This window comes from Micromonospora sp. WMMD723 (assembly GCF_049863385.1).
GTDB classification, from domain to species: domain Bacteria; phylum Actinomycetota; class Actinomycetes; order Mycobacteriales; family Micromonosporaceae; genus Micromonospora; species Micromonospora wenchangensis.
This window is the reverse complement of record NZ_JBMKNR010000001.1, coordinates 1,074,969-1,100,667: the sequence shown is the minus strand read 5'-3', so window position 1 is coordinate 1,100,667 and position 25,699 is coordinate 1,074,969. Positions and strand designations below refer to the sequence as shown.

General features: G+C 73.9%; 21 protein-coding genes. 11 read left to right on the top strand and 10 right to left on the bottom strand.

Annotated elements, in window-relative coordinates:
- The first annotated feature begins 2 nt into the window (after positions 1 to 2).
- Genes ACN261_RS04925 through thiC form a run of 4 tightly spaced genes read left to right on the top strand, consistent with a single transcriptional unit; the run spans position 3 to position 3,812 of the window.
- The gene (locus ACN261_RS04925; RefSeq protein ID WP_421484154.1) at positions 3 to 773 is read left to right on the top strand and encodes a thiazole synthase; all 771 of its coding nucleotides are present in this window, start codon (positions 3 to 5) and stop codon (positions 771 to 773) included.
- The gene (locus ACN261_RS04920) at positions 770 to 1,417 is read left to right on the top strand and encodes a thiamine phosphate synthase (RefSeq protein WP_421484152.1); all 648 of its coding nucleotides are present in this window, start codon (positions 770 to 772) and stop codon (positions 1,415 to 1,417) included. Before ACN261_RS04925 ends, ACN261_RS04920 begins: the two co-directional genes overlap by 4 nt.
- Positions 1,414 to 2,202, top strand: a complete 789-nt coding sequence (gene thiD, locus ACN261_RS04915; protein ID WP_204924876.1) for a bifunctional hydroxymethylpyrimidine kinase/phosphomethylpyrimidine kinase — start codon at positions 1,414 to 1,416, stop codon at positions 2,200 to 2,202. The genes ACN261_RS04920 and thiD overlap by 4 nt, the downstream gene beginning before the upstream one ends.
- Before the next feature lie 17 nt (positions 2,203 to 2,219).
- Positions 2,220 to 3,812, top strand: coding sequence for a phosphomethylpyrimidine synthase ThiC (gene thiC / locus ACN261_RS04910; RefSeq protein WP_425848631.1), 1,593 nt, complete (start codon positions 2,220 to 2,222; stop codon positions 3,810 to 3,812).
- Between the two features lie 243 nt (positions 3,813 to 4,055).
- On the opposite strand, the gene ACN261_RS04905 is transcribed toward thiC, so the two are convergent.
- The 4 genes from ACN261_RS04905 to ACN261_RS04890 all read right to left on the bottom strand — a co-directional run bounded on the left by ACN261_RS04905 (position 4,056) and on the right by ACN261_RS04890 (position 8,495).
- The gene (locus tag ACN261_RS04905) at positions 4,056 to 6,365 is read right to left on the bottom strand and encodes a hypothetical protein (RefSeq protein ID WP_425848628.1); all 2,310 of its coding nucleotides are present in this window, start codon (positions 6,363 to 6,365) and stop codon (positions 4,056 to 4,058) included.
- An 86-nt stretch (positions 6,366 to 6,451) separates the two neighbouring features.
- Positions 6,452 to 6,760 carry a cupin gene (locus ACN261_RS04900; RefSeq protein WP_145921730.1) on the bottom strand — a complete coding sequence of 103 codons (309 nt, stop codon included), beginning with the start codon at positions 6,758 to 6,760 and terminating at the stop codon, positions 6,452 to 6,454.
- Positions 6,757 to 7,707: an LLM class F420-dependent oxidoreductase gene (locus tag ACN261_RS04895; protein ID WP_421486927.1), complete on the bottom strand. Its 951-nt coding sequence runs from the start codon at positions 7,705 to 7,707 to the stop codon at positions 6,757 to 6,759. Before ACN261_RS04895 ends, ACN261_RS04900 begins: the two co-directional genes overlap by 4 nt.
- Positions 7,708 to 7,709: 2 nt before the next feature.
- On the bottom strand, positions 7,710 to 8,495 hold the full coding sequence (locus tag ACN261_RS04890) for an ABC transporter ATP-binding protein (protein ID WP_377683748.1): 786 nt from the start codon (positions 8,493 to 8,495) through the stop codon (positions 7,710 to 7,712).
- Positions 8,496 to 8,755: 260 nt separating this feature from the next.
- Between ACN261_RS04890 and ACN261_RS04885 the strand changes: the two genes are divergently transcribed.
- Both ACN261_RS04885 and ACN261_RS04880 read left to right on the top strand, forming a co-directional pair.
- The gene (locus tag ACN261_RS04885) at positions 8,756 to 9,787 is read left to right on the top strand and encodes an ABC transporter substrate-binding protein (RefSeq protein WP_281902779.1); all 1,032 of its coding nucleotides are present in this window, start codon (positions 8,756 to 8,758) and stop codon (positions 9,785 to 9,787) included.
- Positions 9,788 to 9,888: 101 nt separating this feature from the next.
- Positions 9,889 to 10,755 (top strand): ABC transporter permease, encoded by an 867-nt coding sequence (locus tag ACN261_RS04880; protein ID WP_421484146.1) that lies wholly within the window; start codon positions 9,889 to 9,891, stop codon positions 10,753 to 10,755.
- A gap of 73 nt (positions 10,756 to 10,828) precedes the next feature.
- On the opposite strand, the gene ACN261_RS04875 is transcribed toward ACN261_RS04880, so the two are convergent.
- Positions 10,829 to 12,010 carry an ABC transporter substrate-binding protein gene (locus tag ACN261_RS04875; RefSeq protein WP_421484144.1) on the bottom strand — a complete coding sequence of 394 codons (1,182 nt, stop codon included), beginning with the start codon at positions 12,008 to 12,010 and terminating at the stop codon, positions 10,829 to 10,831.
- Positions 12,011 to 12,447: 437 nt separating this feature from the next.
- Here ACN261_RS04875 and ACN261_RS04870 point away from each other — a divergent pair, with 437 nt between their 5' ends.
- The 4 genes from ACN261_RS04870 (at position 12,448) to ACN261_RS04855 (ending at position 17,170) form a co-directional block, all read left to right on the top strand.
- Positions 12,448 to 15,714 (top strand): nitrate- and nitrite sensing domain-containing protein, encoded by a 3,267-nt coding sequence (locus ACN261_RS04870; RefSeq protein ID WP_425848625.1) that lies wholly within the window; start codon positions 12,448 to 12,450, stop codon positions 15,712 to 15,714.
- On the top strand, positions 15,711 to 16,118 hold the full coding sequence (locus ACN261_RS04865; RefSeq protein WP_030329975.1) for a roadblock/LC7 domain-containing protein: 408 nt from the start codon (positions 15,711 to 15,713) through the stop codon (positions 16,116 to 16,118). The genes ACN261_RS04870 and ACN261_RS04865 overlap by 4 nt, the downstream gene beginning before the upstream one ends.
- Positions 16,119 to 16,203: 85 nt before the next feature.
- A complete protein-coding gene (locus ACN261_RS04860; protein ID WP_204924884.1) occupies positions 16,204 to 16,566 on the top strand; it encodes a DUF742 domain-containing protein in 363 nt (120 codons plus the stop codon).
- Positions 16,547 to 17,170 carry a GTP-binding protein gene (locus tag ACN261_RS04855; protein WP_421484141.1) on the top strand — a complete coding sequence of 208 codons (624 nt, stop codon included), beginning with the start codon at positions 16,547 to 16,549 and terminating at the stop codon, positions 17,168 to 17,170. Before ACN261_RS04860 ends, ACN261_RS04855 begins: the two co-directional genes overlap by 20 nt.
- Before the next feature lie 48 nt (positions 17,171 to 17,218).
- Here ACN261_RS04855 and ACN261_RS04850 read toward each other — a convergent pair whose 3' ends face one another.
- From ACN261_RS04850 to ACN261_RS04830, 5 genes are read right to left on the bottom strand one after another with little or no spacing between them, the layout of a single operon-like run.
- Positions 17,219 to 18,307 (bottom strand): uroporphyrinogen-III synthase, encoded by a 1,089-nt coding sequence (locus ACN261_RS04850; RefSeq protein WP_088647418.1) that lies wholly within the window; start codon positions 18,305 to 18,307, stop codon positions 17,219 to 17,221.
- Positions 18,307 to 18,654, bottom strand: a complete 348-nt coding sequence (gene nirD, locus ACN261_RS04845; RefSeq protein ID WP_421484139.1) for a nitrite reductase small subunit NirD — start codon at positions 18,652 to 18,654, stop codon at positions 18,307 to 18,309. The genes ACN261_RS04850 and nirD overlap by 1 nt, the downstream gene beginning before the upstream one ends.
- The gene (gene nirB / locus ACN261_RS04840; RefSeq protein ID WP_425848622.1) at positions 18,651 to 21,215 is read right to left on the bottom strand and encodes a nitrite reductase large subunit NirB; all 2,565 of its coding nucleotides are present in this window, start codon (positions 21,213 to 21,215) and stop codon (positions 18,651 to 18,653) included. The genes nirD and nirB overlap by 4 nt, the downstream gene beginning before the upstream one ends.
- A 29-nt stretch (positions 21,216 to 21,244) precedes the next feature.
- Positions 21,245 to 22,681 (bottom strand): FAD-dependent oxidoreductase, encoded by a 1,437-nt coding sequence (locus ACN261_RS04835; protein ID WP_421484136.1) that lies wholly within the window; start codon positions 22,679 to 22,681, stop codon positions 21,245 to 21,247.
- Positions 22,678 to 24,813, bottom strand: a complete 2,136-nt coding sequence (locus ACN261_RS04830; RefSeq protein ID WP_421484134.1) for a molybdopterin oxidoreductase family protein — start codon at positions 24,811 to 24,813, stop codon at positions 22,678 to 22,680. The genes ACN261_RS04835 and ACN261_RS04830 overlap by 4 nt, the downstream gene beginning before the upstream one ends.
- A gap of 141 nt (positions 24,814 to 24,954) precedes the next feature.
- On the opposite strand from ACN261_RS04830, the gene ACN261_RS04825 reads away from it, so the two are divergent.
- Positions 24,955 to 25,662, top strand: a complete 708-nt coding sequence (locus tag ACN261_RS04825) for a class I SAM-dependent methyltransferase (RefSeq protein WP_421484133.1) — start codon at positions 24,955 to 24,957, stop codon at positions 25,660 to 25,662.
- Positions 25,663 to 25,699 lie beyond the last annotated feature (37 nt).

The following is a 25,699-nucleotide window of genomic DNA, read 5'->3' as shown; positions in this document are numbered from 1 at the left end:
GGATGCCCCTCACCATCGCCGGACGGACCTTCACCTCCCGGCTCATCCTCGGCACCGGCGGCGCGGCCAACCTGCACGTGCTGGAGCAGGCGATCCGGGCCTCCGGCACCGGACTGGTCACCCTCGCCCTGCGCCGGGTCGACACCGCGCCCGGCACCGCCGGTGGCCTGCTCGACCTGCTCGACCGGTGCGCGGTGCGGCTGCTGCCCAACACCGCCGGCTGCTACACCGCCGCCGAGGCGGTCAAGGTCGCCAGGCTGGCCCGGGAGGCGTTCGACACCGACTGGGTCAAGCTGGAGGTGATCGGCGACGAACGCACCCTGCTCCCGGACGGGGTGGAGCTGCTGCGGGCGGCCGAGGAACTCGTCGCCGACGGGTTCGTCGTGCTGCCGTACACCTCCGACGACCCGGTGCTGGCCCGCCGGCTGGCCGACGTCGGCTGCGCGGCGGTGATGCCGGCCGGTGCGCCGATCGGTTCCGGACTGGGCATCACCAACCCGCACCACATCCGGCTGATCCGGCAGGGCGTCGACGTGCCGGTGATCCTCGACGCCGGGATCGGCACCGCCTCCGACGCGGCGCTCGCCATGGAACTGGGCTGCGACGGGGTGCTGCTGGCCAGCGCCGTCACCCGGGCCGCCGACCCGACGGCGATGGCCACCGCCATGCGGTACGGCGTACGGGCCGGGCGGCTCGCGTACACCGCCGGTCGCATTCCCCGCCGCTTCCACGCCCTCGCCTCCACCCCCGACGACGGAAGACCCGACCTGTGACCCGCCCCGCCGCCCCACCCCTCCTCCGGCCGGACGGGGTGGTGCTGCTGACCGACCGGCTGGTGGCGCGCGGCGACCTCGTCGACGTCGTCGCGGGGGCGGTACGCGGTGGCGTGCGGTGGGTGGTGCTGCGGGAGCGGGACCTGCCCCGCGCCGAGCGGGCCGCGCTCGCCGTCGACCTGCGGGCCGTCCTGGCGCAGGTCGGCGGCACCCTCGTCGTGGCCGGCCCCGACCCGCTGGACGGGGACGCCGTCCACCTGCCCGCCGCCGGGCCGTACCCGCCGCCGGCCGTCGGACTGGTCGGCCGGTCCTGCCACGACGTGGCGGAGCTGGCCCGACTGACCACCGAGGACTACGTGACGCTCTCGCCGGTCTGGACCACCCGCAGCAAACCCGGTTACGGCCCACCGCTGCGCCCGGACGGGCTGCGCGACCTGATCCGACGCAGCCCGGTGCCCGTGCTCGCCCTGGGCGGGATCGAGACACCCGAGCAGGTGACGGCGTGCGTCGAGGCGGGCGCGGTCGGGGTGGCGGTGCTCGGCGCGATCATGCGGGCCGCCGACCCGACCGGGGCCGCGACGACCCTCACCAGCGCCTTCCCCCGTACCCCGAGCACCGATGCGTGCCCCGAGGAGACGACATGACGCCGACGACCGTGCTCACCATCGCCGGATCCGACTCCGGCGGCGGTGCCGGCATCCAGGCCGACCTGAAGGTCTTCGCCGCCCTCGGCGCGTACGGGACCAGCGTGCTGACCGCCGTCACCGCGCAGAACACCCGGGGCGTGGACGCCGTGCTGCCGCTGCCGCCGCGCACCGTCACCGAACAGCTCGACAGCGTGCTCGGCGACTTCGCGGTCCGGGCGGTGAAGACCGGGATGCTCGGCACCCCGGCGGTCGCCGACGCGGTGGCCGAGGCGGCGAAGGCGGGACGGCTGCCGCACCTCGTCGTCGACCCGGTGCTCGTCGCCACCAGCGGACACCGGCTCGGTGTGGTGGCGGCGGTCGAGCGGCTGCTGCCGTACGCCCGGGTGGCGACGCCGAACTGCGCGGAGGCCGCCGCCCTCACCGGACGCCCGGTGACCACGGTCGAGGAGATGGTCGCGGCGGCGCAGGCCCTGGCGGCCGGCGGCCCGGAGTACGTGGTGGTCACCGGCGGCGACGTCGACGCGGCCGGCGAGTCGGTCGACGTGCTGGCCGGCGGTGCGACGACCACCCTGCTCCGTGCGCCCCGGGTGGACACCCGGCACAGCCACGGCACCGGCTGCTCGTTCTCGGCGGCGATCGCCGTCCGGCTGGCCGCCGGCGACCCGGTGCCGGTCGCGGTCGCCACCGCCAAGGAGTACGTCACCCGCGCGCTGACCGGCGCGCGGGGTTGGGAACTGGGCGCGGGACGCGGCCCGCTGGACCACTTCGGCTGGTCCCGATGACCATCAGGGAGGCTGTCATGCAGGCACGTCGCAAGGTCTACGTCGAGGGGTCCCGGCCGGACGTCCGGGTGCCGTTCGCCGAGGTGGAGCTGGCCGGGGACAACCCGCCGGTCCGCCTCTACGACACCTCCGGCCCCGGCTCGGACCCGGAGGTCGGGCTGCCGCCGCTGCGCGGGCCGTGGATCGCCGAGCGGGGCGACGTCGCCCCGGTCCGGGGTGCCGGCACCCCGCTGGCCGGCGTCGACGCCAGGCGACCCACCCAGCTCTGGTACGCCCGCGCCGGGATGATCACCCCGGAGATGGAGTTCGTGGCGATCCGGGAGGGGCTGCCGCCGGAGGTGGTCCGCGACGAGATCGCCGCCGGCCGGGCGGTGCTGCCGCTCAACGTCAACCACCCCGAGTGCGAGCCGGCGATCATCGGCAGGGCGTTCCTGGTGAAGGTCAACGCCAACATCGGCACCTCGGCGGTGACCTCGTCGGTCGCCGAGGAGGTGGAGAAGCTGACCTGGGCCACCCGGTGGGGCGCGGACACCGTGATGGACCTGTCGACGGGCAAGCGCATCCACGAGACCCGGGAGGCGATCGTCCGCAACTCACCGGTGCCGATCGGCACCGTGCCGATCTACCAGGCGCTGGAGAAGGTGGGCGGCGACCCGGTCAAGCTGAGCTGGGAGGTGTTCCGCGATACCGTCGTCGAGCAGGCCGAGCAGGGCGTCGACTACATGACCGTGCACGCGGGGGTGCTGCTGCCGTACGTGCCGCTGGCCGTCGACCGGGTCACCGGCATCGTCTCCCGGGGTGGTTCGATCATGGCGGCCTGGTGCCTGGCGCACCACGAGGAGAACTTCCTCTACACCAACTTCCGGGAGCTGTGCGCGATCCTCGCCCGCTACGACGTGACGTTCTCCCTCGGCGACGGGCTGCGGCCCGGCTCGATCGCCGACGCCAACGACGAGGCCCAGTTCGCCGAGCTGCGCACCCTCGGCGAGCTGACGACCATCGCCTGGGAGTACGACGTGCAGGTGATGATCGAGGGGCCCGGTCACGTGCCCATGCACAAGATCAAGGAGAACGTGGACCTCCAGCAGGAGTGGTGCCACGAGGCCCCGTTCTACACCCTCGGCCCGCTGACCACCGACATCGCCCCCGCGTACGACCACATCACCTCGGCGATCGGGGCCGCCATGATCGGCATGTTTGGCACCGCGATGCTCTGCTACGTCACCCCGAAGGAGCACCTCGGCCTGCCCGACCGGGACGACGTGAAGGCCGGCGTGATCGCCTACAAGATCGCGGCGCACGCGGCCGACCTGGCCAAGGGGCACCCCGGCGCGCAGGCCTGGGACGACGCGCTGTCCAAGGCGCGGTTCGAGTTCCGCTGGGAAGACCAGTTCAACCTGTCGCTGGACCCGGAGACCGCGCGGTCCTACCACGACGCGACCCTGCCGGCGGAGCCGGCGAAGACCGCCCACTTCTGCTCCATGTGCGGCCCGAAGTTCTGTTCCATGAAGATCACCCAGGAGCTGAAGGAGTACGCCGCCCAGGGCATGCAGGCCAAGTCGGCGGAGTTCCGTTCCACCGGCAACCGCGTCTACCTCCCCCTCGCCTGACCGGTTCTGCCCCGGTGATCAAGAGGTTCGCGTCAGTTTCCGCGCGGCGGATGACGCAAAGCTCTTGATCACCGCGCCCCACCGACCGCCCGCCGTCTTGCCCGCTTCGTCCCGATTGTTGTCTGGTGATCAAGAGGTTTGCGTCAGGTTTTGCCGGGCGGGATGACGCAAACCTCTTGATCAACCGATGCAGACCGGGGGCAGGGCGGGGGTGGGGAGGGGTGGGTGGGGGGCGGGTGGGGGTTAGTCGCGGTGGTGGCGGCCGCTGGTGCGCAGTGAGCGTCGGCCGCTGTCCCGGTCCGGTTCGTTGTCGGCCAGGGGCTTGCCCAGGCCGGTGACCCAGTCGACGTACTCGTCGTCGGGCGTCGCCGACTTCGGGTCGGCTTCGTCCGCCGGGGCGTCCTGCGGGGAGCGGTTACGCCGGAACAGTCCCCGTCGGCCCTTGGCCCTGCCGGTCTGCTCCGGCGTGCTGCCGTCCTCCGGAGCGGGGTCGGCCTGGTCGGGTTCGACGGGTGGCCCGTCCACCGGTGCGGTGCCGGGGGACCCGTCCGGCTCCCAGCGGAGACTGACGGGCTTCGGGGCGTCCGTCTGCCCGGTGTCGCCCGGTTCGGGAAACGGCAGGGCTGCCCGGGTCGGTGCGGGTCGGTGGGTATCGGCCGGGCCACCCGTACCGCCGGGGGCCGGCAGGTGGTGGCGGGGGCGGGGGGTGCCCTCGACGCCACCCGGCGCGACGTGCCGTACGCCGGCCACCGGCACGTCGACGCCCTCCGGCGCGACCCGGTCGGCACCACCCCGCCCGGTGGCCTCCGGTGCCGTCGTGCCGACCGGGGCGATGGCGTCGGCATCCGGTGTCGCGGTGCCGGTCGGGCCGATGCCGGTCGGGCCGGTGCCGGTCGGCCGGTCGTCCCCGATGCCACCAGCCCCGGCATCGGGCGAGGGCCCGGGTGGACCGGCGGGGACCACCCCGGTGCCGGTCGCGGTGGACCGGGCACGGCTGGCCCGCTTCGCCCGGGGCTTGGGTGTGGCGACGGGCCCGTCCCCGGTGGCCGGACCGGTGTCCGCCGCCTGGTCCACCCCGACCTCGCTGCCGGTCTGCTCGGCCGGTGCCGTCTTCCGCTGTCCCGAACGGCTTCGCGGCGACCCGGCCCGGCCCGATCCTGCCCCGGCGGGCGACGCCGCACCCGGCGTGTCCCCGGCTGGCCCGGTCGGAGCCGGCCCGGTCGGAGCCGGCTCGGTCGGGGTCGAGCCGGGCAGGACGGCCCCGGTCGGGGACGGGGTGGTGCGGGGGGCGTGCCGGTCGGCGACCGTGGCGGCGGGGTCAGGCCAGTCCCAGTGGGCCGGGTGACGACCGGTGCCCGGCACGTCGGGCGACGGCCACCCCGGACCGGTGCCGGCCTCCGGTCGGGCGGCGGCACGGGAGCGGGCGGTGTCCGGCTGCTCGCGGTGGAGGGAACCCGCGGTGGCGCTCAGGTCCACGGTGACCGGCTCGTCCGCGCCGCGGTCGGCCGGGCCCGTGCCGGCCGGGCCCGTGCCGGCCGGGCCCGTGCCGGCCGGGCCCGTGCCGGCCTGGTCGGGGCCGGTCAGGGTGGCCCGGTCCGGTCCGGAGCCGGCTGTGGCGGTGCGGGTCGGGTCGGACACGGCCGGCAGCGGGGCGAGGATGTCGGTCGGCTCGATCGCCGCCCCGCCGTCGCGGCGGGCGGCGCGGGCGGGCAGCAGCGGCCAGCGTGCCAGGGTGGCGGCGGCCGAGCCGAGCGCGCCGGTGACGACCGCGATCACCGCACCGTAGTACGGGGCGAGCTGGTACCGGTCCACCTGGTCACCCGGCCCGGCGGTCAGGTAGGCGAAGGCGAGCAGCACCGGCCCGGCGACTCCGGTCGCCCCGCCGGTCAGCGGGGGGTGTCCCCGCCGCCGGGCCACCCCGCCGGTCACCGCGCCGGCCACCAGCGCGATCACGGGCAGCAGCAGCATCGCCAGCCGCTGTGCCCGGTCCGGCCCGAGCCAGGAGGGTTCCAGCACCCCCAGGCGTACGGTGCGCAGCGGCTCGCTGGACAGCACCGCCGATGCGACCGACAGGAGCGCGACCAGCCAGATCGTCCCGCCCAGCAGGGCGACGTTCCAGCCCAGCGGGGGGCGTAGCAGGACGGCCGAGGCGGCTCCCGCGCCGACCACCGCCCCGGCGACCGCGCAGATGCCGACCGCCCAGACCGGGTCGACGGCGTTCAGGTCGGCGGCCCGTGCGGGCTGCATGCAGAGCGGGGCGACGACCAGCGCGCCGAGCGCGGCGACACCGGAGATCGCGAGCTGGACGGGGGTGCCCTCCGGTAGACCCTCGCGCCGGGCGAGCCGGCCGGTGAGGACCGCGCCGACCACGGCGGCGGTCACCGCGAACCAGCCGACCCAGGCGAGCTGGGCCGGCCAGCGGTTGACGTCGGTGAAGTCGCCGGTGAGTCGGACGATGCCGAAGCCGTACGCGATGCCGAGTTGGCCGGCCCCGGCCAACATGCTCACCCCGAGTGAGGTGAGCAGCAGTTTGCCCCACGTCCGAAAGGCCATGTGGCGCACGTTACGGCCCGGTGCGCCCGATCGCCACTGCGGCGCGGCGCGGCCGTGACGACCTGTTACCCAAGCTCTACCAGCGACTACTTCAACTCGACCAGGCGGGCCAGATAGGTCGTGTCCCCGACGTTGGTGAGCATGTGGACGGCGCCCGGGTCCCGGTAGACCACCCCGCCGGTGGGTTCGTCGGCGTCGATCCGGGTGCCGTCGATCGTCTGCACCACGTTCTTCGCGCCCTCGATCGCCACCACCAGGTACGGGTGGTCGTGCCGGTGCAGCGGCTGCCGCTCGCCCGGGGCCAGCCGGATGTGCCAGACCCGCACCCGGTCGTTCTCGAAGACGATCTCTTGGCCGACCGGGCCGAGTTCGAGGTCGTGCGTCACGTCGGTCATCGGGTTCCGTCCAGCTGGGGGAGCACCTCGGCGGCGATGAGCTCCAGGTGGTCGAGGTCGTCGAGTTCGATCAGTCGCAGGTGCACCCGGGTGGCGCCGATCGCGGCGAACTCGCCGATCCGGTCGACCAGTTGGGTGGGGGAGCCGACCACCGGGTCCTCCGGCGGCAGGGCGCTCTTGACGTGCAGCGGCGCGGCCCGGCGGTGGGCCTCGGCGTCGGTACGCCCGATCGCCACCACGATCCCGGCGGAGAGCACCAGCGGCGCCCGCCCCGACTCGGCCCGGCCGGCCCGGTCGCAGGCTTCCCGTACCCGGTCGTACGCCTCGGCGGTCTCCTCGACCGACGTGAACGGCATGTTGAACTCGTCGGCGTACCGGGCGGCGAGGTCGGGGGTGCGCTTCGGTCCCCGGCCGCCGACGATGACCGGTGGGCCGGGCTGCTGGACCGGCTTGGGCAGGGCCGGGGCGTCGACGAGCCGGTAGTGCTCACCGGCCCAGTTGTACGTCTCGCCGACCGGGGTGCGCCACAGCCCGGTGACGATCTCCAACTGCTCGGCGAGCCGGTCGAAGCGTTCGCCGACGCCGGGGAAGGGGATGCCGTAGGCGGTGTGTTCCCGCTCGAACCAGCCGGCGCCGATGCCCAGCTCGACCCGTCCGCCGCTCATCTGGTCGACCTGGGCGACCATCAAGGCCAGCGGGCCGGGCAGCCGGAACGTGGCCGAGGTGACCAGGGTGCCGAGCCGGATGCGGGAGGTCTCGCGGGCGAGCGCGGCCAGGGTCAGCCAGGCGTCGGTGGGGCCGGGCAGTCCGGGTTCGTCGCCCATCGCCCGGTAGTGGTCGGCCCGGAGGAACCCGTCGAAGCCGCCGGCCTCGCAGAGCTGGGCGAACCGGAGCTGATCGTCGTAGCTGGCACCCCGGTGGGGTTCGGTGAAGACGGCCACCCGCACGGTCATCGTCCCTCCACCCCGGCTGTCGCCGGCAGGTCCCGTTCCATCAGCAGTTCGTGCAGGTCGGCGCTGACCCGGGCGACGTCGGCCAGGTGCGCGTTGCGGCCGAGGGTACGGGGCCGGGGGATGTCCACGTCGACGATCTTGCGGATCCGGCCGGGGCGGGGGCTGAGCACGACCACCCGGTCGGCCAGCAGCACCGCCTCGTCGATGGAGTGGGTGACGAAGACGACTGTCGCGCCGGTCTCCATGTGCACCCGTTGCAGTTCCCCGGAGAGTTCCTCGCGGGTCAGCGCGTCCAGGGCGGAGAAGGGTTCGTCCATCAGCATCACCCGGGGCTCGCCGATCAGCGACCGGCACAGCGACACCCGCTGCTGCATGCCGCCGGACAGTTCGTGCGGCAGCCGCTTCTCGAAGCCGGCCAGGCCGGAGAGTTCCAGCAGTTGGCGGGCGCGGTCGCGGTGCTTGGCGCGGCTCCAGCCGAAGATCTCGGCCGGCAGCAGCACGTTGTCGAGCACGGTGCGCCAGGGGAGCAGGGCCGGCTTCTGGAAGAGCATCGCGACGTCCCGGCGGGGCCTGGTGATCCGGCTGCCGGCTACAGTGATCTCGCCACCGCTGACCGGCAGCAGCCCGGCGATCATCCGGAGCAGGGTCGACTTGCCACATCCGGAGCGGCCGAGCACGGCGACGAACTCGCCCTCGGCCACGTCGAGGTTGATCCCGCGCAACGCCTCGACCCGCCCGGAACGGCCGTCGAACGTACGCGACACATCGGACAGTCGGATCATCGCCGTCGGTCTCCCCTGATTCGGCGGTCAGGAATCCGACAAGGATATCCCCAGCGTGCTGGCCGCTCACTGTCCGGGGTGGAACGCAGTTGTTTCCGTTCCGCAACCCGATCCGCCTGGTGTGGTGACGGTAAGTGTCTCGTACTCTGTGCCAGCGAAGAGTCCCTTCACGACGGCGGCTCGGTGCCCCCTCACGCCGTGCCGCCGACCGACAACCCCCTCCGGGTACACCGCCCGGTCGGAAAGGACATGGTGCACAGATGACAAGGCTGACCCGCACGGTCGCCGCGGCCACCCTGGCCACCGCCCTCGCCCTGGTCTCCGCCTGCAGTGGCGGGTCAGACTCGGCGGACGCAGCAAAGACCGGCGACGGCTCGTCGCTGGAGAAGGTGACCTACCTCACCTCGTTCGGCAACTTCGGTCGTGACTCCTACGCCTGGGTGGCGAAGGACAAGGGCTTCTTCAAGGAGGCCGGCTTCGACGTGGAGATCAAGCCCGGTCAGGGCACCGGCGCGGTCATCCAGACCATCGTCGGCGGCCAGGCCGACTTCGGCCCGATCGACCTGACCGGTGGCCTGCTCCAGGTCGGCAACGGGCAGGCCAAGGACTTCGTGGCGGTGGCCGCGATCCAGCAGCGCACCATGGCCGCCATCGTCTCGGTCGAGGGCAAGAACATCGCCACGCCGAAGGACCTGGAGGGCAAGAAGCTCGCGGACACCCCCGGCTCCGTCGTGCGCAACCTCTTCCCGACGTACGCCCGGATGGCCGGGGTGGACTACACCAAGGTCACCTGGGTCAACGACCAGGCGCAGAACCTGATGGGCACGCTGGCCTCCGGCCAGGTGGACGGCATCGGCCAGTTCGTCGTCGGCCAGCCGACCGTCGAGGCGGTCACCAAGAAGAAGCCCGTCGTGCTGCCGTACAGCAACGTGATGCAGGACCTCTACGGCAACGCGCTGATCACCTCCAGCAAGATGGCCAAGGAGAACCCGGAGAAGGTGAAGAAGTTCACCGCCGCCCTGCTCAAGGGCCTGGAGTACGCCCTGGCCAACCCGCAGGAGGCGGCCACGATCCTGAAGAAGAACGTGGACGCCACCAACCCGGCCGCCGCCGCGGCCGAGTTGCAGCTGATGGCCGGCTACGTCCGCTCCAGCAACTCCGGCACCGCCATCGGCACCCTGGACAGCGACCGGGTCGCCAAGAGCATCGCCATCCTCCAGGGCGCCGGCGCGCTCAAGTCGAACATCACGCCGGACCAGATCATCAACTTCGACCTCGTACCGAAGGCCTGACCGACACCGACGGTGCCACGGGGGTGCGACCCAGCGGTTCGACCGGTGGGTCGCACCCCCGTCGTGTGCCGGCCAGCGTGCCGGCAGGAGAGGAGGACCCTGTGACGGAGTCGATCCGGACCCGTCCCGTACCCGGGTCGGCCGGACCGCCGAGCGCCGTGCCGACCGTTCCCCCGACGCCCGGCCGGTCACCCTGGTCCCGGATACGCCCCGCGACGGTCGGCCTGCCGCTGCTCGGTCTGGTGGTCACGGTGGCCGTCTGGTGGGTGGTCACCTCCGGGTTGCACCTGGTGCACCCGGCGTCCCTGCCGCCGCCGCAGGCGGTCGGGTCGTCGTTGACCTCCTCGGCGGACGTGCTCCTCCCGGCGCTGGGCACGACCACCCTGATGACGGTGCTCGGCTTCCTGCTGTCGGCGGTCGCCGGGGTGCTGATCGGGATGGCGCTGGCCGCCTCCCGGCGGGCCGAGCGGATGTTCGCCCCGCTGCTGGTGGCGATCAACGCGGTCCCGAAGATCGCGCTGGGGCCGCTGCTGGTGGTCTCGGTCGGCTGGGGGACCAAGCCGATCCTGACCATGGTGTTCCTGCTCTGCTTCTTCCCGATCGTGCTCTCCACCGCCACCGGGTTGACCACCACCCCGGCCGACCTGGCCGAGCTGGCCCGGTCGCTGAACGCCTCCTGGTGGCAGTCGTTCCGCAAGGTCCGGTTCCCGGCCGCGCTGCCGCAGATCTTCGTCGGGCTGAAGGTGGCGATGCCGCTGGCCGCGATCGGCGCGGTGATCGGGGAGTTCTACTCCGACAAACCGGGGCTGGGCTACCAGATCCTCCAGTACAACGGCGTCGGCGACACGGCGACCGCGTGGGCGGCGATCGTGTTGATCGCCGCCATGAGCATCCTGCTCTACTCGGCGTTGTCCCTGGTGGAGCGGCTGGCCCTGCCCTGGGTCCGGGCCACCACCTCGGCCCGCTGACCCGTCCCGGACGACCCTCGACGCCACTGACGGGCCGACCCCACCCGGGGACCGGCCCGTCAGTGCGCGGTCGTCAGCCCGCCAGCCGCCACCGGCCGCCGCGCGCGACCAGCGTGGTCAACGCCTGCGGCATCAGGCCGGAGTGGTTGTCCGGGGTCATCCGGATCGGCCCGGACAGGCCGTCGAGCTGGGACGTCTCCAGCACGTCGCGCAGGCCGTCCCGGTCGACCCTGCCGTCGGAGCCGCCGGAGCGCAGCGCCGAGTCGGCGATGAGCTGCACGGCGTCGGCGGCGAACGACGACAGCCCGTTGTAGCCACCGAACCGGGCGGTGTAGTCCTGGAACCACTGCCGACGGGCGGCCTTGGCCGGGGTGGTGGCGATGACGTCGTCGATCACCATGGTCTGCGTGAAGATCAACGTGGCCCGTTCGGTGGCCCGGCCGGAACCGCCCAGGAACAGGTCGCCGGCCGCGGCGGCGTCGAAGAAGAGCGACCCGCCGTAGCCGGACTGGTCGGCGGCGGTGGCGGCGAGGGTGGCCTGCTCCGGCGGGGTCCAGATGATCAGGGCGGCGGGGTCGCGGTTGGTCAGCCGGCGCACCGGTGCGGCCAGTTCGGTGTCGGTGGTGCGGATCGCCTCGGCGCGTACCCGCTTGATGGTGGTCTTGCCGAACTCGGCGTCCAGTGCGGTCAGGCCCTCACGCCCGTAGTCGTCGTCGCTGTGCAGGACGCCTACCTCGGTGATCCCGCGCCGCCGCAGCTCGGCGGTGAGCGCGGCGGCGCTGTCGGCCGCGTTCGGCGCGAGCTTGAACACGTACCGGCGTTCGGGGACCGGGTTGGCGACCGCACCGGACGGGGCGAGCGCGATGGTCGGGATCTTCCGCTCGTTGATGGTGCGCACGGCGTCGACGGCGCACTGGTTGCAACCGCCCATGATGATGGCGTTGACCGTGGCGTCGTTGCTGAAGTCGCCGATGTTGCGCAGCGACTCGGCGGCGTCGGAGCGGTTGTCCTTGACCACCAGCCTGATCTTCCGGTCGCCCAGGGCGCCGGACGCGTTCAACTGGTCGACCTTCAGTTCCAGGGCGCGCTGGTACGCCTTGCCGACCGGTGCGGCGACACCGGAGAGTTCGAGATCGGCGGCGATGGTGATCGGGCTGCTGTCCTTCTCTGCCGCGCCGAACGAGCAGCCGGTGAGCGTGGCGGCCAGCACGGCCGATGCGAGCGCCACGATGGTCGCGGAGCGGATGGGGCTCAACTCAGTCCTCCAGGTGCGGCGCGGGCGGGGCCCGGTCACCGCCGCTAGTCCGTCCTCAGTGGAGAAACGGGATTGTGTGCCGTACGGTGTGCGCGAAAGCCTGCAAAACCTTGCCAATGCGGGGGCGTGCGGTCAAGCGCGATGCTGACGGCGGTTTCGGGACGCGAATCTCACATTGTGGGGACATCAGATATTTACCCATGCTCACTCATCAGAGGCGAACGAACACTCTGGAGTGACATGCCCTGTTCAGGGGTGGCCTGCTCAGCAGGGAAAATGGTGACCAGACCACTGGTCGCCCGATTCCTGTCCGAACGCGGCTTCCCAAACAGGATCTTCTCTGATGAAATCGCGGCCGTGCCGCGCATGGCGCTGTCCGTCGCACCAGGCGCGGGTCGGCGGGTCAGGCGTGTGGAAGATACGACGGAGGCGATGTCGTGAGCACCGGACCGACGACCCTGCCCGAGCCAGGCGAAAACGCCGGACCCGACCGGGAGCGCCGACTGCCCCGGTTGCGGGATGCGCGCATTCGTTCCAAGCTCGCCCTCATTCTGGTCGTACCGGTCGCCGCGGTCATCGCGTTGGCAACAATCCGACTTGTTTCCACTACCGAGGGTGCTGTCGACGCGACCCAGATCCGGTCGCTGACCGCACTGTCCATCGACGTCTCCGCGCTGACGCAGGATCTGCACAAGGAACGGATGGCGGCCGCCGCCTACCTGGCCAACCCGCAGCTGCGCCCGGACGACTACAACCTGCGGGTGCGGGCCACCGGCGAGCGGATCAACGAGTACCGGGCCGAGCGGGCCGACCTCGGCGAGGTCCCGTCCGCCGTACGGGACCGGCTCAAGGTGATCGACGACCACCTGCGCACGCTCGACGCCACCCGGCAGGAGGTGCTCGACCGCCGGCAGATGCCGGTCGCCGAGGCCACCCTGCGGTACGGCGTGATCCTCACCGACCTGGTCTCGTACGGCGACACCCTGGCCCAGTTGCCCGGCCAGGAGAGCCTCGCGGACGCCCGCCGCGCGGTGGCCGCGTTCAGCCGGGCCAAGTCGTCCGTCGCCGAGGAGGAGGCGGTCGCCTACACCGCGCTGGTCGGCGGACGCCTCGACGAGGAGCAGTTCTCCTCCTTCGTGGCGACCCTGACCAGCCAGCAGGAGGCGCTGCTCGGCTTCTCCCTCGCCGCCGACCCCACCCAGCGCGCACTCGTCAACAGCGCGGTCTCCGGTGACGCCGTCGGCCTCGCCGACCGGGTGGCCGCCGACATCACCCGCTCGGTCGGTCAGCGCAGCCCGGTCAGCGCCGGTGACGCCAGCGCCGCGATCGGCGCGGTCAACGACCTGATGCGGTGGACCGAGATCCAGCTCCAGGACACCCTGCTCGCCCGCTCCGAGCAGGCCCGCAGCGACGTCATCCAGCAGGCCGTCATCGAAACGGTGCTGGTGCTGCTCACCCTCATCGTGGCGATCACCCTCGCGGTGGTGCTGGCCCGCTCGCTCAACCACTCGCTGCGCCGGCTGCGGGAGGGCGCGCTCTCGGTGGCGAACCACGACCTGCCGGACGCGGTCAAGCGGCTGCAGAACATGGGCAGCGTCGGCGACGGCGGGGTCGACGAGATCGTCCGCCAGGTACGGGACCCGATCCGGTTGACCAACCGGGACGAGGTCGGCCAGGTGGCCCTGGCGTTCAACGTCGTGCACCGGGAGGCCGTCCGGGTCGCCGCCGAGCAGGCGGCGCTGCGGACCAGCGTCTCGGCGATGTTCCTCAACCTGGCCCGACGCAGTCAGACCCTGGTCGACCGGATGATCGGCGAACTGGACGCGATCGAGCGCGGCGAGGAGGACCCGAAGCGGCTCGCCCAGCTCTTCGAGCTGGACCACCTCGCCACCCGGATGCGCCGCAACGACGAGAACCTGCTGGTCCTGGCCGGTGCCGACTCGGCCGTGCCGCGCCGCGACGACGCGCTGCTGGTCGACGTGCTGCGCGCCGCCCAGTCCGAGGTGGAGCTGTACAACCGGATCGAGTTCGGCACCGTCGACACCGACATCTCGGTCGCCGCCCACGCCGTCAACGACGTGGTACGGCTCGTCGCCGAGCTGCTGGACAACGCCACCCGCTTCTCGCCGCCCACCACCACGGTGGTCGCCGACGGCCGGCGCATCCGCGACTACGTGCTGATCCAGATCGAGGACCGCGGTCTCGGCCTCACCGACGAGCAGCTCGAATCGCTCAACCGCCGCCTCGCCGCCCCGCCGACGGTGGACGTGGCCGCCTTCCGGCTCATGGGTCTCGCCGTGGTCAGCCGGCTCGCCAGCCGGTACAGCATCCGGGTGGAGCTGCGCCGCAACGTCGAGGGCGGCACCGTCGCCCAGGTGACGCTGCCCAACGCCACCGTGGTGCTTCCCGCCCACCGGGGTCGGGACCAGGCGATCAGCCGGCCCCGTCAGCCGCTGGCGGTCGAGCAGCCGCCCGCCTCCGCCGGGATCGGCGGTGCCCTCAACGGGGCCCGCAGCGCGTCGGCGACCCTGACCGACCAGTGGCGCAACACCCCGCCGGCCCCGGCACCCTGGCAGCCGCCGGTGGACGCCCGGGACACCGCCCCCGCCGTGCAGTTCGGCGGGCCGGTCTCCGCCCCGCCGTTCGCCCCGGCCTCCACCCCGGCGACCGCCGACTCCGGATTCAACGCGTTCTCGGCCGGCAGCCCCACGGTGGCGAACCCGACCATCGACCCGCTGCCACGGCGGGCCGCGCCGGGCGAGCCCGCCCCGGTGCTGCCGACCGGCCCGGTCGCCGGTGCCGCACCGCACCCGACCGAGTCCTACGGCGCGGGGGCCATGCCGTACGCGGGGGCACCGGCCGCGACCCCGTACGCGGGGGCACCGGCGGCGACCCCGTACGCGGGAGCACCGGCGGCGACCCCGTTCGCCCCGGCCGCCGCCGCGTCGTTCGCCCCGGCCGCCCCGCCGGCCGCGTACGCCGCCCCCGCCGCACAGCCGTACACCGCGCCGGCCACCTCGTACGCCCCGCCGGCCCCGTCGACGCCGGTGGTGGCCCGCCCGGACCGGCCGGCCGACTCGCCGATCTTCCGGGAGATGGAGGCGGTGTGGTTCCGGTCCCACGGGGACGACGCCACCGCGATCTTCACCCGGCCCCGGTTCGACGAGGAGCCGCCGGCCGCCCCGGCCCGCCCGAACGGCGCGACCACGCCGGCGCGCCCGCCGCTGCCCACCCGGGTGCCGACCGCACCGACCGCCGCCGGCACGCCGACCGTGACGCCCGCCGCCCCGGAAGCGCCGGCCGCGCCCGGTCCGGTGCCGCCCGCCGCGACCGGTCCGGTGCCGCCGGCCGCCACCGCGTCGCCGACACACGGCACACCTCCGCCGGCCGCCCCCGAGGCACCGGCGACCCCCCCGGCCACCGACGCCGACGCGTGGCGGACGGCGGCCGACGAGGGCTGGACCAGGGCCAGCCAGGCGGCCGAACCGGCCAACGCCGGCACCACCCGGTCCGGCCTGCCCAAGCGGGTGCCCCAGGCGCAGCTCGTGCCCGGCGGGATCGAGCCGAAGAGCGGCCGGGACCGCAGCCGCCGTACCCCCGACGAAGTACGCGGCCTGCTCTCGGCCTACCACCGCGGTGTCCAGCGCGGTCGCACGGCGGGCGCGGACCTCAACAGCACCTCGACCAAGGAGACGAACCGATGAACAGGCCAGCTGCCATGCAGGACATGGGTTGGCTGCTCACCAACTTCGCCGACAGCGTGGCGGGTATCGCCCACGTGGTGGCGGTGTCCGCGGACGGGCTGCTGCTCGCCTCCTCGCGGGACCTGCCCGCCGACCGGGCCGACCAGCTCGCGGCGATCACCTCCGGCGTGGTGAGTCTGACCGAGGGTGCCGCCCGGATGTTCAGCGCTGGCGGGGTGCTGCAGACAGTGATCGAGATGGACAGCGGCTACCTGTTCCTGATGTCGATCAGCGACGGCTCGTCCATGGCGGTGCTCGCCGCCCGCAGCTGTGACGTGGGTCAGGTCGGCTACGAGATGGCGCTGCTGGTCGAGCGGGTGGGCGCGGCGCTGGTGCCGCTGCCGCGGGACGCCGTGCGCTCGTAGCCACGGCGGGGCCGGGCGCGACCGCGTCCGGCCCGAGTGACGAAGCATCCGGGCCCGGACCCGGGCGGGAGGAGGTGATCGAGGGATGGACCCCCGGCGGGACCCACGTGGAGCGCTGGTACGTCCGTACGCGGTCACCCGGGGCCGCACCGAACCGAGCCGGGACATCGCGCTGGAGGCGGTGCTCAGCTCCAACGCGACCCAGGTGGCCGAGTCCCGCTTCGCCGGGCACGACAAATACCGCATCGCCACCGTCTGCGAGGGACGGGCGCAGTCGCTGGCGGAGATCGCCGCGTACACCCGGATGCCGCTGGGCGTCACCCGGGTGCTGGTCGCCGACCTGGTCGCCGACGGTCTGCTCACGCTACACACTGCCGCTCCCGCCGAGGGGTTCGAGGAGCGAATGGAAATCCTTGGAAGGGTGCTAAGTGGACTTCGCAGGCTATGACCCCGCCGGGTCGCGCCAGAGCCGGGGAATCGTCTCCGCGAAGATCGTGGTCGCGGGCGGCTTCGGCGTGGGCAAGACGACCCTGGTCGGGGCGATCTCCGAGATCACGCCGCTGACCACAGAGGCGCTGATGACCGCCGCCGGTGTCGGCATCGACGACCCGTCGAAGGTGCCCGGCAAGGAGACCACCACGGTCGCCATGGACTTCGGCCGGATCACCATGGCGCAGGACCTGATCCTGTACCTGTTCGGCACCCCCGGCCAGACCCGGTTCTGGTTCATGTGGGACGAGATCATCCGGGGTGCGGTGGGCGCCGCCGTCCTGGTGGACACCCGCCGGATCACCGACGCCTTCGCCCCGCTGGACTACTTCGAGAACCGCAACCTGCCGTACGTGGTGGCGCTGAACCGGTTCGACGGCGCGGACCTGTACGAGCCGGAGGAGGTCCGGGAGGCGCTGGCCATCTCGGCGGACGTGCCGCTGGTGATGTGCGACGCCCGGGACCGCGAGTCGGTCAAGCAGGTGCTGGTGACGGTGGTGGAACACGCCATGATCCGGCTCCAGGCCGAGCACGGACGGGGTTTCCCCACCCCGGTGGGCTGAGCCCGACCCGGCCCGCCCCGCCGCGTGACGGTGGGGCGGGCAACCGGATCACTCCACCCGGAGCCGGTAGCCGCGCTTGACCACGGTCTGCACCACCCGGGGTGCGCGCAGTCCCACCCGCAGCCGGGCGACCGCCATCTCCACCGCGTGCTCGTCGGCCCCCCGGGGCAGCGTGCGCAGCAGTTCCGTCCGGGACAGCACCCGGCCGGGCCGGGTGGCCAGGGCCCGCAGCACCGCCATCGGGGCGGGGGCCAGCGGACGCAGTTCCCCGTCGATGACGGCGGCGTGCCCGCGCAGGGTCAGCAGGTGCCCGGCCGCCTTCACGGTGACGGTACGGCGGGGCAGCTCGTCCACGATGGTGCGGACCAGCGCGCCGAGCCGGGCGCGGCTCGGCGCGCTGACCGGCACCCCCCGCCGGACCAGGGGTTCGGCGGTCACCGCGCCGACACAGCTGACCAGGACGTCCCCGCGCAACGCGGCAAGCACCGTCTCGGTCCGGTCCCCGGCGGCCCGCAGCAGCGCCTCCGCCGCCGGGGCGGAGGTGAAGGTGACGGCGTCGACCAGGCGGCCGGCGACCAGGTCGATCAGCCGGTGCAGCGGGGCCGGGTCGGTCGGTGGGGCCCACCGGTAGACGGGCACCTCGATCACGGTGGCGCCGGCGGCCTCCAGTGCCTCGGTGCACTCCGGCTGCCGGTCGCCGTGCAGTTGCATGGCGATCACCTGCCCGGCCACGCCGCGCCGGCACAGGTGCTCCACCACCTCCTCGCAGCTCTCCGAGGCCGGCGACCACTGGTCGTGCAGGCCGGCGGCGCGGATCGCCCCCCGCGCCTTGGGGCCCCGGGCCACCACGTAGGCCCGGGACAGCACGCTCTTCAGCGGCTCGGCCAACCCCCAGCCCTCGGCCGCCTCCAGCCAGCCGCGCATGCCGATGCCGGTGTTGGCCATCAGCACGTCCGGCGGGCGGTCCAGGCAGGCCCGGGTGGCGTCCCGCAGGTCGGTGTCGTCGGCCAGCGGCACGATCCGCAGGGCCGGGGCGAGCACCACCCGGGCACCGCGCCGTTCCAGCAACGCGGCCAGTTCGTCGCGTCGCCGGTCGGCGGTCACCCCGATGGTGAAGCCGGCCAGTTCGTCCCGCATCACTCCTCCTGTCGCAGCCGCACCTCGACCAGGCCGTCCCGGCAGCGGACGTCGTACCGGGGCAGGGTCACCCCGGGCAGGTCCAGGCAGAGCCCGGTTCGCAGGTCGTACACCTGCTTGTGCAGGGGGGAGGCGACGGTGGGCACCCCGCCCCGGCTGCCGACGATGCCCCGCGACATCACGTACGCGCCGCTGAGCGGGTCGCGATTGTCCACGGCGAACAGTTCGTCGTCGATCCGGAAGATCGCCACCTGGACGCCGTCGACGAGGGCGGCGACGCCCCGTTCGGCCTCCAGCCGGTCCAGCGGGCAGACCGGGGTCCAGTCGACGGTGACGGTGTCGCTCATCGCCGCACCTCCGGCAGGCCGAGGGCGACCGGCTGGCGACGGCGGGCGGGTGCCCCGTCGGGTGGTGCGCTCGTGTCCGGTGGGACGGCGGTGGGTCGGGTGTCGCGCGTCGGCACCGGCTGGCCGCGTTCCACCGCGAAGGTGATCGACGGGTCCGGTACGTCGGGGGCGTTGACGAACGAGGTGAACCGGCGCAGCCGGTCGGGGTCGTCGAGCACGTCGCGCCACTCGTCGGAGTAGGAGGTGACGTGCCGGGCCATCGCCGCGTCGAGTTCGGCGCAGAGCCCGAGCGAGTCGTCGACGATCACCGAGCGCAGGTGTTCGAGGCCGCCGTCCATCGCCTCGATCCAGGCGGAGGTGCGTTGCAGCCGGTCGGCGGTGCGGACGTAGAACATCAGGAACCTGTCGATCAGCGTGATCAGTTCCTCGGTGGTCAGGTCGGTGGCGAACAGGTCGGCGTGCCGGGGCCGGAAGCCGCCGTTGCCGCCGAGGTAGAGGTTCCAGCCGGTGTCGGTGGCGATGATGCCGAAGTCCTTGCTGCGCGCCTCGGCGCACTCCCGGGCGCAGCCGGAGACGGCGGACTTGAGCTTGTGCGGGGCGCGCAGTCCCCGGTAGCGCAGCTCCAGCGCGACGGCCAGGCCGACCGAGTCCTGTACCCCGTACCGGCACCAGGTCTCGCCGACGCAGGACTTCACCGTGCGCAGCGCCTTGCCGTACGCGTGGCCGGACTCGAAGCCGGCGTCGACCAGCCGCCGCCAGATCAGCGGGAGCTGCTCGACCCGCGCGCCGAACAGGTCGATGCGCTGCCCGCCGGTGATCTTGGTGTAGAGCTGGAAGTCGCGGGCCACCTCACCGATCACGATCAGCTTGTCCGGGGTGATCTCGCCGCCCGGGATCCGGGGCACCACCGAGTAGCTGCCGTCGCGTTGCAGGTTGGCCAGGAAGTGGTCGTTGGTGTCCTGCAGCGACGCCTGCTCGCCGTCGAGCACGTGCCCGGTGCCCAGCGAGGCGAGGATCGAGGCCACCACCGGCTTGCAGACGTCGCAGCCCCGGCCCCGGCCGTGCTCGGCGACGAGCTGCGAGAACGTCCGGATGCCGCGCACCCGGACGATGTCGAACAGCTCCTGCCGGCTGGCGTCGAAGTGCTCGCAGAGGGCGGTGGACTGCTGCACCCCGGCCGCGTCCAGCAACTGCTTGAGCATCGGCACGCAGGAGCCGCAGCTCGTCCCGGCCCGGGTGCACGCCTTCAACGCCGGCACGTCGCACGCCCCACCGGCGATCGCCGCGTCGATGTCGTCACGGGTCACCGCGTTGCACGAGCAGACCTGCGCCGCGCCGGGCAGCGCGGTCACCCCGCCGCCGCCCTCGCCGGCCGGGGCGAGCAGCGCCAGCGGGGGAGCGGGCAGCGGCCCGCCGACGCTGGCCCGCAGCGTCGGGTAGGCGGTCGCGTCCCCGACCAGCACCCCGCCGAGCAGCGTCCGCGCGTCGTCGGAGAGGACCAGCTTCGCGTACGAGCGGGTGGCCGGGTCGGTGAACGTGACGTCCAGGCAGCCCGGGGTGGTGCCGTGGGCGTCACCGAACGAGGCCACGTCGACGCCGAGCAGCTTGAGTTTCGTGGCGCTGTCTGCGCCGGGGAAGGTGGCCGCGCCACCGAGCAGCCGGTCGGCCACCACCTCTGCCATCGCGTACCCGGGGGCGACCAGACCGTGGCAGGTGCCGTCGACGGCGGCGCACTCGCCGACCGCCCAGATCCGCTCGTCGTCGCTGCGGCAGGCCGCGTCGACCAGCACCCCGCCGCGTGGGCCGAGGGCCAGGCCGGCGGCGCGGGCCAGCTCGTCGCGCGGCCGGATGCCGGCGGCCACCACGACCAGGTCGGCGTCGACCGTGCCGCCGTCGGAGAGGTCCAGGGCGGCGACCGTGCCGGCCGGGCCGGGCCGCAGCGCGGTGGTGCCCACCCCGAGGTGGGTGGTGACGCCCAGCTCCTCGACGTAGCGGCGCAGCATCGCCCCGCCCGCCTCGTCGACCTGCACCGGCATCAGCCGGGGTGCGAACTCCACCACGTGGGTCCGCAGCCCCAGCAGGCGCAGCGCGTTGGCGGCCTCCAGCCCGAGCAGGCCACCGCCGATGACCGCCCCGGTCGACCGGCCCCGGGCGTGCTCCCGGATCGCCTCCAGGTCGTCCAGGGTGCGGTAGACGAAGACGCCGGGCAGGTCGGTGCCGGCCACCGGCGGGACGAACGGGTACGACCCGGTGGCCAGCACCAGCGCGTCGTACGGGTGCTCCCCGGTCGCGGTGGTCACCACCCGCCGGTCCCGGTCGATCCCGGTGACCGGCTCGCCGAGGCGCAGCTCCACCCCCTCGTCGGGGGTGTGCAGGTTCAGTTCCTCGGCGGTGACCCCGTCGAAGAACGCGGACAGTCGGACCCGGTCGTACGCCGGGCGGGATTCTTCGGCGAGCACCGTCACCTGCCAGCGCCGGTCGTGGTCGCGGGCGCGCAGCGCCTCGACGAACCGCTGGCCGACCATGCCGTTGCCGACGACGACCAAACGTCCACCGGTCATCGGGTCACCTCCTCGTGGTGTCATCACGGTCATCGGGTCGTCCCCACCGAGTCCACCTCGGACAGCCAGTCGACGATGCCGCCGACGGCCTGCCGGCAGCCACCGCAGCCGGTTCCGGCCCGGGTCGCGGCGACCACCTCGTCGACCGTCCGGGCGCCGGCCCGCCAGCAGCGGACCAGGGTGCCCTTGTCGACGTCGTTGCACTGGCAGACGGTTGCCGCGTCCGGCATCAGCGCCGGGGACGCGGCGGGTGTCGCGGGGGCGTTGCCGATCGACCGGCCGAGCAGCAGTGCCCGCCGGTCGGCGGGGACCGGGGCACCCCGGTCGAAGAGCTGGACCACCGTGCCGACCGCCGGGTTGTCGCCGAGCAGGATCGCGCCGGTGAGCCGGTCGTGGTGGATGCGTATCCGGGCGTACGTCCCCCGGGCCGGGTCGGCGAAGGTCAGTTCCTCGCCGGGGCCACCGGCCGGGTCGCCCATCGCGGCCAGGTCGATCCCGGCGGCCTTGAGCCGGGTGACCACCGGCCGGGGCCGGTAGCGGGCGGCGGGGTCCTCGCCGGTGAGCAGCCGGGCCACCACCCGGGCCTGCGCCCAGGCGGGCGCGACCAGCCCGGTCGGGCCCTGGCCGGGCGGACGGGCGCAGTCGCCGATCGCCGAGATCGCCTCGTCCGCGGTGCGCAGCCGGTCGTCGACCAGCACCCCCCGGTCGGCGGCCAGCCCGGCGGCGGCGGCCAGGTCGGTGTCGGGGCGGACCCCGCAGGAGAGCACCAGCAGGTCGGCGTGCAGGGCGGTGCCGTCGGCCAGGTCGAGCCGGACCCCGTCGGGGTCGGTGGCCAGCCCGGTCGCCGGCACCCCCAGCCGGGTGGCCACGCCGAGCCCGGCCAGCGTGCCGGCGAGCACCGCGCCGGCGGTCGGGTCGAGCTGCCGCTCCATCAGGTACGGGTGGGGGTGGACCACGGTCACCGCGAGCCCCCGGGCGGCCAGCCCGCGCGCCGCCTCCAGGCCGAGCAGCCCTCCGCCGAGCACCAGCGCGGTGCGCGCCGACCGGGCGGTGGCGAGGATGCGGCGGCAGTCGGCCAGGGTGCGGAAGACGGCCACCCGGGGCGGCAGGGCGGCGGGGTCGAGGCCGGCCAGCGGGGGCACCACGGCCCGGCTGCCGGTGGCGAGGACCAGGTGGTCGTAGTCGAGGTCGCCGTCGGGGGTGCGCACCGTGCGGGCTGCCCGGTCGATCGCGGTGACCGGCGCGCCGGTCCGCACGTCGGTGCCCTGCCCGGCGACCTCGGCCAGCTCCACGTCGGGCTCGTCGACCTTGCCCGCCAGCAGGGTGGAGAGCATGATCCGGTTGTACGCCCGGTGCGGTTCCGCCCCGAGCACGGTGACCTTGCGGTCCCCGTTGCGGGCGTGCAGTTCGGTGGCGAGCCGGGCACCGGCCATGCCGTACCCGACGATCACGATGTGGCCGGTCATGCCCGCTCCACCCGGACCGCGCAGATCTTGAACTCGGGCATCCCGGAGACCGGGTCGAGGGCGTCGTTGGTGACCGAGTTGGCGCGGGCCGCCCCGGGCCAGTGGAACGGGGCGAAGACGGTGTCCGGCCGGATGGTCGGGCTGAGCCGGGCCGGTGCCCGCAGCTCACCCCGGCGGGAGGCGACCCGTACCTCGTCGCCGTCGCCGACGCCGAGCCGGGCGGCCAGGTCGGGGTGCAGCTCGACGAAGCCGTGCGGGGCGGCCCGGCGCAGCGCGTCGACCCGCCGGGTCTGCGTGCCGGACTGGTACTGGGCGAGCACCCGCCCGGTGGTGAAGTGCAGCGGATAGTCGGCGCAGACCGGCTCGGCCGCCGGCCGGTGCCGTACGGCGTGGAACCGGGCCCGGCCGGTCGGGGTGGGGAACGTGTCGGCGAAGAGCCGGGGGGAGTCCGGGCCGTCCGGGTCGGGGCACGGCCAGAAGACCCCGTCGGCGGATTCGATCCGCTCCCAGCTCACCCCGGCGTAGTCGGCGACGCCACCGGCGGAGGCCCGGCGCAGCTCGGCGAAGACGACCCTCGGGTCGGTGGGGAAGCGGTCCGGGGCGGGGCCGGTCGGCTCCGGGCCGGGGGCGTCGAGGCGGGCCGCGAGGTCGGCGAGGACCGTCAGGTCGGTGCGGACGCCGGGCGGCGGTCGGCGCAGCGCGCGGCGGCGCAGCACCCGACCCTCCAGATTGGTCATCGTGCCGTCCTCCTCGGCCCACTGGGCCACCGGGAGCACCACGTCGGCCAGTTCGGCCGTCTCGGAGCGCAGGAAATCGGCCACCACCAGCAGGTCCAGCCCGCGCAGCCGGGCCTCGACCCGGGCGGCCCGGGGTGCGGAGACCACCGGGTTGGAGCCGAAGACCAGCAGCGCGCGGGGGCCGTCGGGGGTGCCGAGCGAATCGAGCAGCTGGTAGGCGGGCACCCCGGGGCCGGGCAGCTCGGCCGGGTCGACGCCCCAGACCCCGGCGACGTGGGCGCGGGCGGCCGGATCGTCGATCTTCCGGTACCCGGGGAGCTGGTCGGACTTCTGGCCGTGCTCGCGGCCACCCTGGCCGTTGCCCTGACCGGTGAGGCAGCCGTACCCGGAGTGGGGGCGGCCGGGCAGACCGAGGGCGAGGGCGAGGTTGACGTAGGCGCTGACCGTGTCGACGCCCTTGGCGTGCTGTTCGGCGCCCCGGGCGGTGAGGATCATCGCCGAACCGGCGGTGCCGAGCGCGCGGGCGGTCGCCTCCAGGTCGGCCACCGGCACCCCGGAGAGCCGTTCCACCTCGGCCGGCCAGTACTCGGCGACGGTCCGGCGTACCGCGTCGAAGCCCTCGGTGCGGGCGGCGACGTACTCCCGGTCGATCAGCCCTTCGGTGAGCGCGATGTGCAGCAGCGCGTTGGCGACCGCGAGATCGGTGCCGGGCAGCGGTTGCAGGTGCAGGTCGGCCTGGCGGGCGGTGGCGGTGAGCCGGGGGTCGACCACGATCAGCCGGCCGCCCCGGGCCCGCTGGTCGGTCACGTGCCGCATCAGTGGCGGCATGGTCTCGGCCGGGTTCGCCCCGACCAGCAGCAGGGTGTCGGTGCGGCCCAGGTCGGTCAGCGGGAACGGCAACCCCCGGTCGACGCCGAAGGCGCGCAGCCCGGCCGCCGCGGCCGAGGACATGCACCACCGGCCGTTGTAGTCGATGTGCCGGGTCCGCAGCGCCACCCGGGCGAACTTGCCCAGGGCGTACGCCTTCTCGTTGGTGAGCCCGCCACCGCCGAAGACGGCGACCGCGTCCCGCCCGTGGGCCCGCTGGACGGTGCGCAGCCCGTCGACGATCCGGTCCAGCGCGGCCGCCCAGCTCGCCGGGCGCAGCGTGCCGGACGGATCGCGGACCAGCGGGGTGGTCAACCGGTCGGGGTGGTCGAGCAGGTCGGCGGCGGTCCAGCCCTTCTGGCACAGCCCGCCGCGGTTGGTGGGGAACTGTCGGGGCTGGACATCGATCCGGCCGTCGTCGGTGTCCCGCAGGACCATGCCGCACTGAAGGGCGCAGTACGGGCAGTGCGTTTCGGCCTCCCGGGGTGGCTGCCCCGTTCGTGTCGCGGCGCGTGCACCGTCTGTCATGTCCGCAAAGCGTGCCGCCGGCCGGTTTCCGACCGGGGTCCCTTCTGTTTCGGTCCTGTCAAGAGCGGTTCACACCGCACGGGGGCACCGGACCGGACGGTGGGGTCTATAATATGAGACAACTTTCCTAATATGTGAGAGGTGTGGATCGTGGACGTGACGGCGGCCTTCGATGCGGTGGCGGGCTCCTACGATCAGGCCCGCCGCCGGCTCGTCCCCTGCTTCGACGACTTCTACGGCACCGCCGTCGAGGTGGCGGCCCCACCGCTGCGGGCCGCGCTCGCCGCCGGTCGTACCCCCGAGGTGCTCGACCTGGGCGCCGGCACCGGGCTGTTCTCGCTGCTGCTCACCGCGGCGCTGCCCGGGGTGCGGGTGACCCTGGTCGACGGGGCGGCGCGGATGCTCGCGGTGGCCGCCGACGGCCTGACCGCCCGGGGGGTGGCGCACCGCACCGTCGTGGCCGACCTGGCCGACCCGCTGCCCGTCGGCCGGTACGACGCGGTGGTCTCCGCCCTGGCCGTGCACCACCTCGACGACGGCGGCAAACGCGCCCTCTACCGGCGGGCGGCCGACGCGCTCGTCCCCGGCGGGGTGTTCGTCAACGCCGAGCAGGTGGCCGGCCCCACCCCGACCCTGGACCGTCGGTACGACGACGTCTGGCTGGCGCAGACCGCCGCCCGGGGCTCCGACGCCGACGAGATCGCCGCCGCCCGGGAGCGGATGCGGCACGACCGTCCGGCGTCGGTGGCCGACCAGTGCCGGTGGCTGGCCGACGCCGGCCTGGTCGACGTGGACTGCTTCTACAAGGCGTGGCGGTTCGCCGTCTTCGGCGGGCACCGCCCGGCCTGACCCTGGCCGTCGCGGGCGGCGGTCGGGAGGACGGGGA